The following is a 14,164-nucleotide window of genomic DNA, read 5'->3' on the forward strand; positions in this document are numbered from 1 at the left end:
AACTCCACTAGAAACCTGATAGTTGCTAGTGGTCCTTTGATTCTAACATTTGCAGGAACTCCCTGCGGCAACGGGATGCAGATGTTAGAATTGGACCACTAGTCTGGTTGAGCCGCGGTCAAGGCGCGAAGGGCATGGCCGAGCCTGACGGGATCCCCGCCCACCGCGACCTGCTTCAGCCGCGAGGTCGCTCCCGCGCATATCCGGACATCTGTTTTGCGCACCCCCAGCGCCTTCGCCAGTACCGCCACGACGGCACGATTGGCTTCGCCGCCCTCGGCGACGGCGCGCACGCGAAGCTTCACCACCGGGCGTCCATCAGCCAGCGTCTCGATACCATCGATCCCGTCGCGACCGCCGCGCGGCGTCACCCGGAGCGCGATGCTGAGACCCTCCGGAGAATACCGCCACGGCTCCATCAAACCGCCGGTCAGAACACGGCGGGATAGATGTAATAGGTGATGACCCGCTGCATGAAGAGGATAATCAGGATCAGGATGATCGGGGAGATGTCGAGCCCGCCGAGATTGGGCAGCATCCGGCGGATCGGCGCCAGCAGGGGTTCGGTGATCCGCTCCAGAAACTCGGCCACCGCGGCCACGAACTGATTGCGGGTGTTCACCACATTGAAGGCAATCAGCCATGACAGGATCGCCGAGGCAATCAGCAGCCAGACATAGAGGTCGAGGATGATGAGGACGATATCCAGTATGGCTCGCATGGGAAATTAGCTCGCGGGTTTGGTCGTGGATTCGACCGGTGGAGTGAATTTGACATTCGCGACCCCACCTAGCCGCGCGTCCCGGACGCGAATGGACCACCAGTGTAGCGGTTCAACCGTTCTCTTCACCTTTGGCCAAAGCTCCGTCAAGAGCACTTATGAACCGAACAATATCGGGAGCATCGGTCTCTCGTCTCCCCGGAATTCGAAATTCGCCTCGGGCGACGAAGCCAGGCGGCGAGCCTTCGCATCCGGACAAGACGAGGCCGCCAAAATACCGTTTCGGTTCCCGCCAAACAAGGGACGTCCGGGACAATGAAGCCTGGAGCCTTTCCGCTTCTGACGAAATCAGAAGCGGGGCCCTATGATTTTGATTCGACGCATTTTCTTGACGCGAACCGGTAGCCACGTCGCGCGAAAACGCTCTAAATGCGGATACCAGCCGTTCTTGACTTGCCGTTGGCGAGGACTGTAAATGGCGGCGTTTTACGGTCGCCGCATCGTTCGCCGGCCGTGGACGGGGCCATAGCTCAGCTGGGAGAGCGCGTCGTTCGCAATGACGAGGTCGGCGGTTCGATCCCGCCTGGCTCCACCAATGATTCCCTTCCGAAAACCGCTGCTGCTGCGCGGCAGGACGTCACGGCCGTTTCCGCATCTGGAAGCCGGCAACCCCCCACAGGATGAAGTCACGCGGAAACAGCCGAAGCAGGAACGGCACGATCTTGATGCCAAGACCGGGCAGCACGGCCCTCTTGTTGGCCATCAGCGCCCGGTAGCCGTCCGTGGCGACGTCCTTTGCGGACACGTTGAGAATCGCGGAATCAAAGCCCGGCTTGAGCCCCGCCCGCGCCTGAAATCCGGACGGCACCGGACCCGGACAGATCACGGTGACCCGGACCCCGAGCGGGCCCAGTTCGCCGCGCAGCGCCTCACTGAACGACAGGACATAGGCTTTTGTTGCGTAATAGACCGCCATACCGGGGCCCGGCAAAAAGCCGCCGATCGACCCGACGTTGAGAATGCCGCCGCGCAGGCGGATCAGGCTGGGGGCGAAACGCAACGTCATATCCGTCAGCGCCCGGATGTTGAGGTCGATCATCGCAAGCTGATCGGCACGATCCAGTTCGGCAGCCCGGCCGAACAATCCATATCCGGCATTGTTCACCAGGTACTTGACCTCGACACTTTCGGCGGTGAGCGCCGCGGCAACCCGCTCGGCCGCATCCGCCTCGCCGAGATCGCAGGGGATCACGATCGGAGGCATACGGCCCGATTCGGCGATCTCAGCCGCGAGCGCATTGAGGCAGTCGGCGCGTCGGGCGACCAGAGCCACCCTGTGCCCATGGGCGGAAAATACCCGCGCGAACTCGGCGCCGATTCCCGAGGACGCGCCTGTTATCAATGTCACCGGGTTGATCACGATCCACGCTCTTGAAATGACATAAACACAAAATGACATAAACACGGCCTGAGGGCGGACCGTTTCAGCATGGAGCGTCGCGGTCTTCAACACACCGGCGCGAGGTACAGCGCGAATATTCTGCTTTACATTGCAACCGGAAACCCAAGTCAGCCGAACGCCTGCCCGGCGCTTCACCCCACCCGACACCTCAATCTGGCGAACCCGCCGCCGCCGACCGCTTGCCGACGCGATGCTTGAGTTCGATGCGGTCGCGCGAGGAAACCGCCAGGAGATCGGCGGCGCGCCACACCACGTTCTCCTCGAATTCGCTGACGTGACCGTCCGCGTAGACCAGCTCCCACATCATTTCGACGATGCGTAAACGGTCCTCGTCATTCAGCGCGCGCATGATCACGCTGGTGAAATGGTAGAGGTCGACCGCCTCGCCCTCTACCAGAGTCGCCGCTTCGATCAGCTTGTCGGCGGTGCCGGGATCCAGATCAAAACGGGTTTCGATCAGTTCGTGCAGCTTGCGGACTTCGACGTCGGAAGGCGCACCGTCGAGCGAGATAATATGGACGAACAGCGCAGTCGCCGCGAGCTTGCATCCCGTTTCATCGAATGACCGGCTTTCAGGCGTTTCGGATGATACAACGTCGGCGATGAAATGGCGCAGCCTGTCGAGCATTGGTCCGTCCGCTGTTTAACGCAATGTCTGGAATGTCACGCGACGGCGTTCATAACACGGAAATCAATCGTGCACCCTGCGCGGAGGTTCCCCCGCGAGGGATTACAGTTCGGCAAGCCGCGCTGGCCGCGGCTCACTGGCCGTGCTCGACCAAGGTCCGGGCGCACCTCTTGCTGAGCCTGGCGCGATGTTCCTTCAGGCAGGCGAGCACAACCATATCACCGTCATTCATCTTGGACCGGCAATACCGAGCCACGTCGCGTGCGCAGTCGGAATGGTGTTTCTGCGCGGCGTTTTGCGCCGATGCGACAGCGGTCATCCCGAGAACGGAGAGAAGCGATAAAATGACGGCGAGGCGGATCATCGGCGCTCCATCAGTTCGGTTGAAATCTGCCTGCGTCTTGCAAAACCGGGGCGGCAATCCTCTGATTCAACGTCGTTGAATTCAGACTTTAGGACGGAAGCAATTCCTCTCCCGAGATAACCTTCTCTACCGCTGCTATGCCGCGATTGGACAATTGTATTTTGTGCCGAACTCCCGAACGCCAGGCAACGATCATGGCGTGTGCCGCGTCCTGCCGCAGCTCTGCACGCCTGACCGCGTGCCCCGAGAATGTCAGGTAGCGCATCACGATGTCGAGCGCCTCGCTCAAAACGGCCGGGTTTACGTCCAAGGGCCAGAGGTACGGCAACATCATACACGCCTCATCGCGCACGGCGTAGAAAGCATCTACGACCTAAAAGGGTTCCAAAAACTAACCGGAGATGCGGGCCTTGGCTACATGAAAGCTTCCGGATTTTCAAATCCACAGCCGCTCCATCATTCTCTCTACCATGTGGTTGGAGTCCCCGTTCTTCAGGATATTCCCCCTCTGGCCTTTGTGAATCGGGCCAGAGTTAGGACTGCCAGGTGCGGCGTGAACGTCGCCCCATGTGCTTCTCTTCGAGCGTGTTCCCTTTCGCCTGGTTTCGCGATGCCGGCGATCCGAGGAACCCCTTCCCGGCCCGCGCATTACCGGAATGGACGAGTTCGAGGCCTCCAGGGCCGCTGTCGGAGAACTGCCATGTACCGCGTGCCGGTTATTGCTGCCTGTGCTGCATATTTGGTTGGAGCCGCTGCTGCTCAGACAATTTCAGAATCAAAACAACCGGATAAGTCCAAATATAACACTGGCAGGACCGCCACGCCGGAAACCAAGGGTCATCTCCAACCGCAGGGTTCAACAGGCCCTGTTGACACCAAGTCCGGTGGTGCCCCTGCAGAAAGTCCGCAGGGCGAAACTCCCCCAGGCATGCAGTCGGCGCCTGAAGGTTCTTCAAAAACAACGGTCGAGCCGAAATAGTCCAAGGGGTCTGCGCCAGCTTCCGCGCCTTCCGCAGGTCGGCGTTCCGGCCCTGCTGTTCATCGGTCAACTCGGGCGCGTCGACCTTGCGGCTCTCACGGAGCCCGATCGTCTGGTCGCGCGTCTTGCCGTACTCAAAGCGCGCCGAAACTCAGCGTATCGCCCTCGAGGACGACTTCCGCGTCCTTCGATGCCAAGCCGCGCTTGGAGAAGGTCGCATCACGCTTGGCTTGGTCGAAGATGATTTTACGACGAGTGACAGGAACCCGTTTCGGCCTACGCAGTTGCTGGAGTATCCAGAGGCGCGAGGCCCACCGCCCATGATCATATTCCTGAGCCAGGTTTTGGTGCCATTCGCAGTGGCTTCCGTCGCGGCGGTATTGCTGATGGGCCTCACAAACATGCTTCGCGGCGGCAGTCCCAACCGCTCGCAGAACCTGATGCAAATGCGGGTTTTCCTGCAGTTCATCGCGATTGTCATCACCATGGCGACGATCTGGGTAATGGGGGGGCAGCAATAGGGTCGTCACAGGCAAAAGAACAGGATGGCTTCATATGGATGAGACGGGCAAGGAAGACCCGATGCCGCAGGGACCGACCAACAATCTGTTCCTTTTCGTCGGCGGCTTCGGACTCGTGGCAGCGCTCATAGGGGCGGCGCTCATTGTGGCGGCCAGCCTTGGATTTTTACGATGAACGCCGGCCTTTATCAGAGGGCACCCTGGTCAGGTTAATGTGTTTCAAGCCGGCGACCGTTTAATTTAATGATGTCAATGCGCTCCCGTGTGCTGTTTACGGCCTGTTGTGTCCTCAGGCTCCCTCGATCGGCCGTCCATCAATGGCGCGCCGGATCACCCGGCGGACCTTCGCGTTAGACAGAAATAGGTCGTGGTTGATAATGCCCCAGCCTTCCGCCGAGGCATCGATGACGCGCAGTCCAAGCCGGGCAAGCTCGGTCTTTTCGGCAGCGCCGACGCGGGTGATGCCGCCCGCCAACAAGCCAGAGACAGCCAGCGCGCGGTCATTGGTAGCGGTGACGACCGTGATCTTGCTCGCAAGCGGGCCGATGCGCGCGACCGAGGACGTAAAGCCATCGAGGTCGATGTCGGGCGAGGCGAACACGACAGCCCCGATGCGGTCGCCCGCGGCCGGCTGTCGTGCGTAGATCTGGCGCAGCGCTTCCATCGTCAACATGGTGCCGATCGAATGTGCGACGATATGGATGCGGCCCGTGATTGGGCTCGCCATCAGCCCGGTCAAGACTTGATCCAGGGCATCGCGCGACCACATCGCGCTCTCCCGGTCGTAGCCGTAGTCGAGCAGGCTCGCTTTCGACGGCCAGGAGAACACCATGGTCTCGCCGCGGAAGCGGATTCCGTCGGAGATTTTGGCCGCGTCGAGCGCCGCGCTTTCAAAGGTCTGGTTGAAGCCGTGCACGTAGATGAGCACGTCACGGGTACCGCCGGGCTCGGCGTAGAGGTCACCGATTTGGCTGGCCGGCTCAATCGCATCGAGGCGCCAATCGCCTAACCCCACCGCGCTGAGTGAGAAGCGGCCGTCGCCTGGTGGTGTGAGCTTGGCGCGAGCAATATTCAGTTTCGCGGCTCGCTCCGACCCGTACCAGGGCTTGGCGCGTGCATCTTTTACGGGCTTGCGTGTGGTGGCGACGAGAAGCGTCGGATTGGTGGAGAGTTCGGCGGCATCGAAGGTCGCAGCGCCAGAAGAGAGAGCGGCGCCGGTGCAGCCACCGACGGACCCTCCGAGAGTCAATGTGCAGGCAGCGCTTGCAAACGCGCGTAACACGTCGCGGCGGCAGGCGAGTGACGGTTGGTGAACATGATGTGACAATATGCGGACCCCACGATCGGTGCGTGGTGAAGCGCAATCGCGGCGAGAATGCGGACTACGACGGGAACTCGTGGATGGAACTTCGAGCAACGCGAAATGGGCCGGCAGGAGTGTCCAGCAACCGATCTGTCACCATTGTAGCGGGCGGAAATGAGAACTGTTCGACCAAGCGTTTGTACAGCAAGGCCGAACTGGCCGGTCTCCGCTGCCCTCCCCAAGGCATTTTATCTTGGGGCGGTTTCCTGCTAAGTGGCTGGTGCCGCTTGCGTGACTCGAACACGCGACCCCATCATTACGAATGATGTGCTCTACCAACTGAGCTAAAGCGGCCTAAGCCTTCGCACAAGCCATGCTTGCGGCGCACCCGGCAACAGCCGGCGGGCTTCTGATATCGGGCACCGTCCCGCTTGGCAAGAACCCGCCGTCGCGCCGCCGACAAATATCGTTGCTCCCCGCAGGCGTCAGTTGCCCCGACGTGACAAGAGACCGCGGAATCCTCCGGCCTGGCGCGCCGCCTGACTCTCTTCCTCGGTAAATCCATCGTTTTGCACGTTTTCATCAACCCCCGGATCGTCGGGCGCGCGAACGATCGGAATCACCGCGGGGATGTCGGATGCGCCGGTTTTGTCCGGATCCGGTTGGGTACGAAAGCCCGGCGACGGCGCGGTCTCTCCCCCGGACGATGGCGATTCGACCGCCACGGCCGGCGTTGCGCCCTCCTCAGCGGTGGAATGCCCATAGGCCGGCGGCAGAGCTTCGACGCGCTGCGCTTCGGCCGGGGCCTGGTCGGCAAGTTCCGCCTCGACCAAAGCGGGCCTGCTCGACGGGAGTGCCGCAAGCGGGGTCTGCCACTGGAAGGCGTCGAGCCGTCCGGTCACCGGCGAAACCGGACGCCAGTGGTCCGACACGTAGCCGTCCGCGGTCCAGACCGGATCGTGCAGCGCGCGCACGGCGCGCAGCGTCCAGGCACGGGCGCGACCGCTGTCGCCGTGTTCATTGTGCTCGATTTCGGCCATCAGCATCGCGACGCGCTGCGTCGGCGCGGCGATCAGCGGCTCCAGCACTTGGCGCGCCCGGGCGAATTCGCTGGCGTCGATCGCCGCGCGCGCGATGGCCATCGCGCCTTCGGGATGGCCCGGCGTTTTTTCCGCCAGCGTCTCGATCCGCGCCAGCCGCTCCCGCGCCGAATCGCCGGGGGTGACATGAGCATAGGCATCGGCGAGATCAGGATGCGGCTGCGCCAGCCAGGCGGTTTCGATCATCCGCATCGCGCGCTTGACCTGGTTCGCTTCGCTCAGATACCGGCTCGCAAGCACCACGGCCGGAACCAGTGTCGGGGCGAATTTCACCGCCTCCATCACGGTCGTGCGCGACGCATCGCGATCCGACTGTTCAAGCTCCAGCGCCCGCGCGGTCAGCAGCACGCCGCGCTGACGGCGATACAGCGTCTTGTCGATCAGTCCCGACGCGACGTTCTTGTCGAGGATGGTCAGCGCGCCGGTCCAGTCAGCCCGCGCGCAGCGATAGCCGAGCGCGGCTTGCGAGGCCCACATCGACGACGGCGCGACCTTGAGCGCTTCTTCGGCGATCGCCACGGCGGCCGCGCGATCGTCGGCACGCTGGGCTTCGATGAAAAGCCCGCGCAAGCCCAACAGCCGAGTATCTGCCCGTTCGGCCATGGCGCGGAAGGCGCGCTGCGCGCGGTCCGCATTGCCGTCAAGCTGCGCGGACTGCGCATGCAGCAACAGCGTCAGGGGATCGCGCGACACCAGCCGCCGGGCAACCCTGGCATGAGATCGAGCGGCCGCGGCGTCGCCCTGGCCGATCGCGAGAAGTCCACGGGTCACCGCCTCCCGGCCGCGCGCGGCCCGGCGCTCCCGCCGCGCACGCCGCAGGCGCTTCGGCGCGAGCCACAGACCCCGCACGATACTCCACAGCAGTACGGTGGCAACGACGAGCAGGCCCAATCCAAGCACGAACGCCGGCAGCGTGGTCTCGACCCGCCAGACATCCCACGACAACACGATCGTGCCGGTTTGATCGGCAACCCAGGTGGCGCCCAGCGCCGCCAGTGCAATGAGAATGAGAAACAGAATGATGCGAAACATCTGAAACCTATGGCGCTGGTTTGGTCAGCGCCGCCATCGCATCGGCTGCGAATTGACGCGACGCGGCAAGAGCGGCTTCACGCGCGTCGACCCTGGCGATCCAGGGCTCGGCGGCGGTGCGATCGGCCGCAGGAAGGGAGGTCAATTCTGCCTTCGCGGCGGCGATGTCGTTTTGCCGCGCCGATGCGGCAATGCGCTCAACGATGGCGCTGGCCGCTTCCGTGTGCGAACCATCGATGCGTTCGATGTGAACCATGCGTGCGGCTCCTTGCTGAATCCTGTCCACGATGCTGCCGGTCGTGGCCATGACCGGCGTCGGCGCCGGCGCGATCTTCGGCACGATCGCAAGCAGTTCACGAGACAGCACGTTCGCGCTCGGCACGCCCGAGTCCGCGAACACCTCCAGCGACTTCAGCGTGCCGGGATCGGTGATCAGAGCCTTGGATGCCGCCAGCAGATCGCCATAAGGCTGCCCCTGGCGCACCGCCACATTGAGCAGCGTCGCGGCCATCGCCCGGCGAAGCGGCTCGTCGACCGGAGCCTTTTCGTGCTTGGCAGCCTCGGCGGCGGTCAGGGCTTGCGTGGTCTGCTCGGCCTGGTGTTCGACTTGGTGTTCGATCTGGGCGAGCCGCGCACTGATGGCCGCAAGGTCGGAGGCCGCAAGATCGGATGCGTCGCCGTCATGCGGCACGGCCGCGCCGTCCTTCAACCTCGCAGCCAGCTTGTCGGATTGACCGCGAACGGTCGCAAGTTCACCGCGCAAGGATGCAATGGATTTTTCCAGGGCTTCGATCCGCGCCGCGGCGGTTGTATCGGGCGCCGAAGCGGCCAGTTTGCCGGCTTTGGATTCGACGCTGGCGACCCGGTTCGAAAGATCGCCGAACTGCTCCTGACTGACCTGCGGCGCAGGAGCCGAGGATGTTAGCGGCAAGCCCGCCAGCCACGCGCCGGCGATCACGAATCCGGCCGCGACCGCGCCGCCGAGCGCACCAATAACGGCCGAGAAGGCGCGGGAGCGCGGACGCGGAGCAACCGGCTGTTCGGAGATGAACTGCTGATCCCCGCTCGCGCTATTGGAATCGCCGGAACCGGAACCGGGCTCATCCGCCGTTTCCGAAGTCCGATCGGCTTCGAGGCCTGCGGCAGCCGAAGGGTTCTGCCAGCCTTCCTCCTGGGACGCGGTATCTTGAGGCGCGGTATCTTGCCTGTTGTCGTCGGCGCCATCCGCATGTCCCGAAGCGGCCTGGTCCACCTCCCTGGGGCCTCCAGTCGTTTCTACGTCCGTGGCAGGCGAGTGCTTTGGCGAGCCCCCCTCCTGCGACGTGTCATCGTGCCTGTCATCTGCCATCGTCACGGTTCCCCATTGCGGCGACACATCTGTATCAGATCAAGACCCCTCTCCCTATTACCTTGATTACGGTCGCAACGCACCAACTACCGCGCCAGAGACCGCACCGCACAATTCATCGCGACAAAGGCTGCAACGCGCCATCGAGCGCCTCCAATACCGCATTTTCGGCCGGCGCGCTCGCCACCACCACGTAGGGAGCGCCTGCATCGCGGAGAATTGAGGCGACGGCTGCGGAGATACAGCATTGCGGAATCGCCAAAGCTGATATTTCGACCCCACCAACGCGAACGGCATCCAGAAATGCGCGGGCGCTGCGTCGCGAATAATGCAGCACCGCCGCGATCCGGTTGGCGGCGAAGGCATCGCAGACCTCGCGGGCGAGATTCGCCACCGGCGCCATCCGGTAGCAGATCGCCGTCTCGACAGCCAAACCGCGCGCTCCGAGTTCTGCGGCGAGATCGCAGGACCGGTCAGCCGCTGCAAGATAAAATATTCTGGCTGCCTTCGGCAGCGTTTTGGCGCGAACGCTATCCATGATGAGGTCGCGCAATGCGATCGCGTCCCCTCCCGCCGCCGCGACGTTGTGGAAGCCGGCGTCGCGCGCCGCCTCCGCGGTATGACGGCCGACCGCGAACACCGCCAGCCTCAGCAGCGACTCTTTCCTTGGATGGGCAGCGAGCGCGCGCAGCGCATTGGCGCTGGTCACGATAACGGCATCATAGCCCGCGTCCGGATCAATCTCGAAAGCGACCGGCTCGAAACGCAGCACCGGCGACAGCAAAACCTCGAGCCCCTTCGCACGGAGCGCCGCGGCCGTGTTCTCGTTGTCCGGTTCCGGCCGTGTGACGAGAACCGCCACGCCTCACGCTCCTGCGAACAATGTGAAGAATTTCTCGCCGGCGCGCTCGCGCAGTTCACGCGCAGCATCCGTCCCGAGCGCGATTGCGTCGGCCCGCGCGCCTTCGCGCGTCGTCTCGTAGGACTCCTTGCCATCGGGAGAAATGATGAGGCCGCGAAAGTGAATGCGGTCGCCGTTGACGCGGCAATGGCCGCCGATCGGCGTGCGGCAGGAGCCGTCGAGCAGCGCCAGAAAACTCCGCTCGGCGCTCAACGCCACTTCCGTATCCGAATCGCCGATCGCCTCGACGAAGGAATTGATGCGGTCATCGTCACGGCGCGACTCGATTGCGATGGCGCCCTGCCCGACCGCCGGCAGGAATTCGTCGACCTCGAGAACGCGGGTCGCCCTGTCCCGCAATCCGAGGCGATTGAGACCGGCGAGCGCCAGCAGCGTGGCGTCCGCTTCTCCCGCCGCGATCTTGCGCAACCGCGTCTCGACATTGCCGCGCAGCGAACTGACCTTGAGGTCCGGGCGCAGCCGCAGAACCATGGCCTGCCGCCGCAGCGATGCGGTCCCGACCGTCGCGCCTGCCGGCAGATCGTGCAACGAACCGGCATGCGGACTGATGAAAACGTCGCGCACGTCCTCGCGCGGCAGAAACGCCGGCAGCCAGGTGGCGTCGGGCAGGAACGTCGGCACGTCCTTGGACGAATGCACCGCGAAGTCGATGGAGCCCGCCAGCAGGGCTTCCTCGATCTCCTTGGTAAAGAGACCCTTACCGCCGACGTCGAAAAGCGGACGATCCTGAATCGCATCGCCCGAGGTCCGGATGGTCTTGATGACGATCCGCTCGGGCTCCACCTGATGCGCCCGCGCCAGGCGGTCTCGCACCTCGTGGGCCTGCGCCAGCGCCAGCGGGCTGCCGCGGGTGCCGATCGTCGCCAGTATGTCTGTCTCACCCGAGGATTGCACGCCAGGACCTCATAATGCTACGCGAAGAAGGGACAGGGAAACGCTGGTTTGCGGGATAACGCAAGACCCATAATCCAAGACCCATAATCTAGGTGCGATATACCGATGCTGGTGCTAGGGATCGAGACCACCTGCGATGAGACCGCAGCCGCCGTGGTCGAGCGCCGGCCCGACGGAAGCGCGCGGATTCTTTCCAACGTCGTGCGCTCGCAGACCGGAGAACACGCCCCCTATGGCGGCGTGGTGCCGGAGATCGCGGCGCGCGCCCATGTCGACATGCTCGACGGCATCGTCGCCAGCGCCATGAAGAAATCGGGCGTGGACTTTCCCCAGCTTTCCGGGGTCGCCGCCGCGGCCGGCCCCGGCCTGATCGGCGGCGTCATCGTCGGCCTGACCACAGCCAAGGCGATCGCACTGGTTCACCGGACGCCGCTGATTGCGGTCAACCACCTGGAAGCCCACGCGTTGACGCCGAGGCTGACCGGCCGGCTCGAATTTCCCTATTGCCTGTTCCTCGCCTCCGGCGGCCATACCCAGATCGTCGCGGTGCTCGGCGTCGGCGATTATGTACGGCTTGGCACCACGGTTGATGACGCCATGGGCGAGGCCTTCGACAAGGTGGCGAAGATGCTCGGCCTGCCCTACCCCGGCGGCCCGGAGGTCGAGCGCGCGGCAGCAAACGGCGACGCCACGCGATTCAATTTCCCGCGTCCGATGCTCGGACGTCCCGACGCCAACTTCTCGCTCTCCGGCCTGAAAACCGCCGTGCGCAACGAGGCCGGCCGCATCGATCCGCTGGAGCCGCAGGACATCAGCGATCTCTGCGCCGGATTTCAGGCCGCCGTGCTGGAGGCGACGGCTGACCGGCTCAACGTCGGCCTTAAATTGTTTGAAGAGCGGTTCGGCACGCCGCGTGCGCTGGTCGCCGCCGGCGGCGTCGCCGCCAACCAGGCGATCCGCGGCGCGCTCGAGGGTGTCGCCGCCCGTGCGCGGACCCCGCTCATCATCCCCCCGCCGGCGCTTTGCACCGACAATGGCGCCATGATTGCATGGGCGGGCGCCGAACGGCTGGCGGCCGGACTGACCGACACGCTCGAAGCTCCTCCGCGCGCGCGCTGGCTGCTGGATGCCACGGCTCAGGCGCCCGCGGGCTTCGCCAATAGCCGCGCCGGATTTTGAAGGCGTTGTCGGGATGAGGCCGCTCAACCGCGTTTCCGTGATCGGCGCCGGCGCCTGGGGTACGGCGCTGGCCAGCGTCGCCGCACGGGCGGGGCGCGAGGTGACGCTGTATGCGCGCGACGCCGCGATGGCCGCCGCGATCGCGGCGACGCGGGACAATCCGCGGCTGCCAGGCGTTTCCCTTGACCGCGGCATCGCCGTGACCGACGACATCGCCGCCGCGGGCCGCGCCGACATCATCGTGATCGCGGTCCCGGCGCAGAATTCCCGCGCGGCCGTCGCCGCGCTGGCCCCGCATCTTCCGGCCGGAATACCGGTCATCGCCAGCGCCAAGGGCATCGAGCACGGCACGTTGCGCTTCATGACCGAGATAATCGAGGAGGCCGCGCCTCAAGCCTCGCCTGCGATCCTGTCCGGGCCGAGCTTTGCCGACGACGTGGCGCAGGGACTGCCGACTGCGGTGACGCTGGCGGCGAAGGACGAAGCCATGGCTGTCGCGCTGGTTCAGGCGCTCGGCTCAAAGACCTTCCGGCCCTATCACACCACCGATATTCGCGGCGTCGAGATCGGCGGCGCGGCGAAGAACGTGCTCGCGATCGCGGCGGGCATCGTCGCGGGCCGGCGACTGGGCGCTTCGGCGCTGGCGGCGCTGACGACGCGGGCCTTCGCCGAGCTGATGCGGCTCGGGCTTGCCTGCGGCGCGCGGCCTGAAACCATCTCCGGGCTGGCGGGGCTGGGCGACCTGATCCTGAGTTGCACCAGCCCGCAATCGCGTAATTTCGCGCTCGGCGTCGCGCTCGGGCGCGGCGACCAGCCCCCGCGCGGCAAACTCAGCGAAGGCGAATTCACCGCGCCGGTGCTGGCCGAACTGGCGACAGCCAACAATATCGACATACCGGTCATGCAGGCGGTCGCGGCCATTCTGGCCGGCCGGTTGACGATCGACGAGGCCATCGACAATCTGCTGACGCGGCCATTCCGGGCTGAGGGATAGCTCTATGGCGTACTGGCTGGTGAAATCGGAGCCTTCGGCATGGTCGTGGGACCAGCAGGTGGCGAAGGGCGCGAAGGGCGAGGCGTGGACCGGCGTGCGCAATTTCACGGCGCGGCAAAACCTCGTCGCCATGAAAAAGGGCGACCTTGCCTTCTTCTATCATTCCAACGAGGGCAAGGAGATCGTCGGCATCGCCGAAATCATCCGCGAGGCCTATCCCGACCCGACCGACAAGACTGGCAAGTTCGTCTGCGTCGACATCAAGGCGGACAAGCCGCTGAAGACGCCCGTGACGATCGCCGCCGTCAAGGCTGACAAGCGCCTGGCCGACATGGCGCTGGTCAAATACTCGCGCCTCTCGGTCCAGCCGGTGACGGCAGCGGAATGGAAACTCGTCTGCAAGATGGGCGGCCTGTAGAAGGGTTCGCGCCCGATGACGACAATGTCGCCGCAAGCCAGCCCGGTTCAGCGAGTCAACCCTCAGCGGCGCAACCATGGTATCGGCGCAAACGAGCCGAATGGCCTCGAAATTCAACAGGCAACATGGTTATATGTTACGGGCGCGCAGCGGACGGCAACCATGCCGGCGATTTCCGGCCCGCCGCGCGCGGTCCTGACGGTCCCGCCATGGTTATCCATAGCCATGGTTATCCACAGCGGGCAGCATGACCCGTCCGACCAAGGTCCTAGTGCTGACGGCTTGTCGCCGTACCATGC

The 14,164-nt window shown here is 64.3% G+C and carries 16 protein-coding genes and 2 tRNA genes; 7 read left to right on the forward strand and 11 right to left on the reverse strand.

Annotation, left to right across the window (positions count from 1 at the left end):
* Positions 1-98 precede the first annotated feature (98 nt).
* On the reverse strand, positions 99-419 hold the full coding sequence (locus BGO16_RS10930) for a DUF167 domain-containing protein (protein ID WP_292618726.1): 321 nt from the start codon (positions 417-419) through the stop codon (positions 99-101).
* 11 nt (positions 420-430) lie between these two features.
* Positions 431-721 (reverse strand): YggT family protein, encoded by a 291-nt coding sequence (locus tag BGO16_RS10935; protein WP_040674890.1) that lies wholly within the window; start codon positions 719-721, stop codon positions 431-433.
* A 519-nt stretch (positions 722-1,240) separates the two neighbouring features.
* On the opposite strand from BGO16_RS10935, the gene BGO16_RS10940 reads away from it, so the two are divergent.
* Positions 1,241-1,316 (forward strand) — tRNA-Ala (locus tag BGO16_RS10940).
* 42 nt (positions 1,317-1,358) lie between these two features.
* Here BGO16_RS10940 and BGO16_RS10945 read toward each other — a convergent pair.
* From BGO16_RS10945 to BGO16_RS10955, 3 genes are all read right to left on the reverse strand, one after another.
* Positions 1,359-2,141: an SDR family oxidoreductase gene (locus BGO16_RS10945; protein ID WP_292618727.1), complete on the reverse strand. Its 783-nt coding sequence runs from the start codon at positions 2,139-2,141 to the stop codon at positions 1,359-1,361.
* A gap of 190 nt (positions 2,142-2,331) precedes the next feature.
* Entirely contained in the window at positions 2,332-2,811 is a 480-nt protein-coding gene (locus BGO16_RS10950; RefSeq protein ID WP_292618728.1) for a TerB family tellurite resistance protein, read from the reverse strand.
* Positions 2,812-2,944: 133 nt separating this feature from the next.
* Positions 2,945-3,175 (reverse strand): hypothetical protein, encoded by a 231-nt coding sequence (locus BGO16_RS10955; protein WP_292618729.1) that lies wholly within the window; start codon positions 3,173-3,175, stop codon positions 2,945-2,947.
* 700 nt (positions 3,176-3,875) lie between these two features.
* Here BGO16_RS10955 and BGO16_RS10960 point away from each other — a divergent pair.
* The 3 genes from BGO16_RS10960 (at position 3,876) to BGO16_RS10970 (ending at position 4,850) form a co-directional block, all read left to right on the forward strand.
* Positions 3,876-4,154 carry a hypothetical protein gene (locus tag BGO16_RS10960; RefSeq protein WP_292618730.1) on the forward strand — a complete coding sequence of 93 codons (279 nt, stop codon included), beginning with the start codon at positions 3,876-3,878 and terminating at the stop codon, positions 4,152-4,154.
* 320 nt (positions 4,155-4,474) lie between these two features.
* Complete coding sequence (locus tag BGO16_RS10965) at positions 4,475-4,675, forward strand: twin transmembrane helix small protein (protein ID WP_292618731.1); 201 nt, start codon at positions 4,475-4,477, stop codon at positions 4,673-4,675.
* Positions 4,676-4,709: 34 nt separating this feature from the next.
* Positions 4,710-4,850: a hypothetical protein gene (locus BGO16_RS10970; RefSeq protein ID WP_292618732.1), complete on the forward strand. Its 141-nt coding sequence runs from the start codon at positions 4,710-4,712 to the stop codon at positions 4,848-4,850.
* Positions 4,851-4,964: 114 nt separating this feature from the next.
* Here the strand turns inward: BGO16_RS10970 and BGO16_RS10975 are convergent, their stop codons facing one another.
* The 6 genes from BGO16_RS10975 to hemC all read right to left on the reverse strand — a co-directional run bounded on the left by BGO16_RS10975 (position 4,965) and on the right by hemC (position 11,274).
* A complete protein-coding gene (locus tag BGO16_RS10975) occupies positions 4,965-5,957 on the reverse strand; it encodes an alpha/beta hydrolase (RefSeq protein ID WP_292618733.1) in 993 nt (330 codons plus the stop codon).
* A gap of 299 nt (positions 5,958-6,256) precedes the next feature.
* Positions 6,257-6,332, reverse strand: a tRNA-Thr gene (locus BGO16_RS10980).
* Positions 6,333-6,463: 131 nt separating this feature from the next.
* Positions 6,464-8,110, reverse strand: a complete 1,647-nt coding sequence (locus BGO16_RS10985; RefSeq protein ID WP_292618734.1) for a heme biosynthesis HemY N-terminal domain-containing protein — start codon at positions 8,108-8,110, stop codon at positions 6,464-6,466.
* A 7-nt stretch (positions 8,111-8,117) separates the two neighbouring features.
* Positions 8,118-9,362: a hypothetical protein gene (locus BGO16_RS10990; RefSeq protein WP_292618735.1), complete on the reverse strand. Its 1,245-nt coding sequence runs from the start codon at positions 9,360-9,362 to the stop codon at positions 8,118-8,120.
* 211 nt (positions 9,363-9,573) lie between these two features.
* Complete coding sequence (locus BGO16_RS10995) at positions 9,574-10,320, reverse strand: uroporphyrinogen-III synthase (protein WP_292618737.1); 747 nt, start codon at positions 10,318-10,320, stop codon at positions 9,574-9,576.
* A gap of 3 nt (positions 10,321-10,323) precedes the next feature.
* Positions 10,324-11,274: a hydroxymethylbilane synthase gene (gene hemC, locus BGO16_RS11000; protein ID WP_292618738.1), complete on the reverse strand. Its 951-nt coding sequence runs from the start codon at positions 11,272-11,274 to the stop codon at positions 10,324-10,326.
* 105 nt (positions 11,275-11,379) lie between these two features.
* Between hemC and tsaD the strand changes: the two genes are divergently transcribed.
* From tsaD to BGO16_RS11015, 3 genes are read left to right on the forward strand one after another with little or no spacing between them, the layout of a single operon-like run.
* A complete protein-coding gene (gene tsaD / locus BGO16_RS11005; RefSeq protein ID WP_292618739.1) occupies positions 11,380-12,453 on the forward strand; it encodes a tRNA (adenosine(37)-N6)-threonylcarbamoyltransferase complex transferase subunit TsaD in 1,074 nt (357 codons plus the stop codon).
* Positions 12,454-12,466: 13 nt separating this feature from the next.
* Entirely contained in the window at positions 12,467-13,447 is a 981-nt protein-coding gene (locus BGO16_RS11010; RefSeq protein WP_292618740.1) for an NAD(P)H-dependent glycerol-3-phosphate dehydrogenase, read from the forward strand.
* Positions 13,448-13,451: 4 nt separating this feature from the next.
* On the forward strand, positions 13,452-13,865 hold the full coding sequence (locus BGO16_RS11015) for an EVE domain-containing protein (protein WP_292618741.1): 414 nt from the start codon (positions 13,452-13,454) through the stop codon (positions 13,863-13,865).
* The last annotated feature ends 299 nt before the right edge of the window (positions 13,866-14,164 follow it).

The sequence above is a fragment of the Nitrobacter sp. 62-23 genome, assembly GCF_001897285.1.
Taxonomy (GTDB): domain Bacteria; phylum Pseudomonadota; class Alphaproteobacteria; order Rhizobiales; family Xanthobacteraceae; genus Nitrobacter.

Excerpts from the sequence above, each read along its gene's own strand:
- BGO16_RS10930 (WP_292618726.1), bottom strand. The coding sequence starts at position 419 with ATGGAGCCGTGGCGGTATTCTCCGGAGGGTCTCAGCATCGCGCTCCGG.
- BGO16_RS10935 (WP_040674890.1), bottom strand. The coding sequence starts at position 721 with ATGCGAGCCATACTGGATATCGTCCTCATCATCCTCGACCTCTATGTC.
- BGO16_RS10950 (WP_292618728.1), bottom strand. The coding sequence starts at position 2,811 with ATGCTCGACAGGCTGCGCCATTTCATCGCCGACGTTGTATCATCCGAA.
- BGO16_RS10955 (WP_292618729.1), bottom strand. The coding sequence starts at position 3,175 with ATGATCCGCCTCGCCGTCATTTTATCGCTTCTCTCCGTTCTCGGGATG.
- BGO16_RS10960 (WP_292618730.1), top strand. The coding sequence starts at position 3,876 with ATGTACCGCGTGCCGGTTATTGCTGCCTGTGCTGCATATTTGGTTGGA.
- BGO16_RS10965 (WP_292618731.1), top strand. The coding sequence starts at position 4,475 with ATGATCATATTCCTGAGCCAGGTTTTGGTGCCATTCGCAGTGGCTTCC.
- BGO16_RS10970 (WP_292618732.1), top strand. The coding sequence starts at position 4,710 with ATGGATGAGACGGGCAAGGAAGACCCGATGCCGCAGGGACCGACCAAC.
- BGO16_RS10985 (WP_292618734.1), bottom strand. The coding sequence starts at position 8,110 with ATGTTTCGCATCATTCTGTTTCTCATTCTCATTGCACTGGCGGCGCTG.
- tsaD (WP_292618739.1), top strand. The coding sequence starts at position 11,380 with ATGCTGGTGCTAGGGATCGAGACCACCTGCGATGAGACCGCAGCCGCC.
- BGO16_RS11010 (WP_292618740.1), top strand. The coding sequence starts at position 12,467 with ATGAGGCCGCTCAACCGCGTTTCCGTGATCGGCGCCGGCGCCTGGGGT.
- BGO16_RS11015 (WP_292618741.1), top strand. The coding sequence starts at position 13,452 with ATGGCGTACTGGCTGGTGAAATCGGAGCCTTCGGCATGGTCGTGGGAC.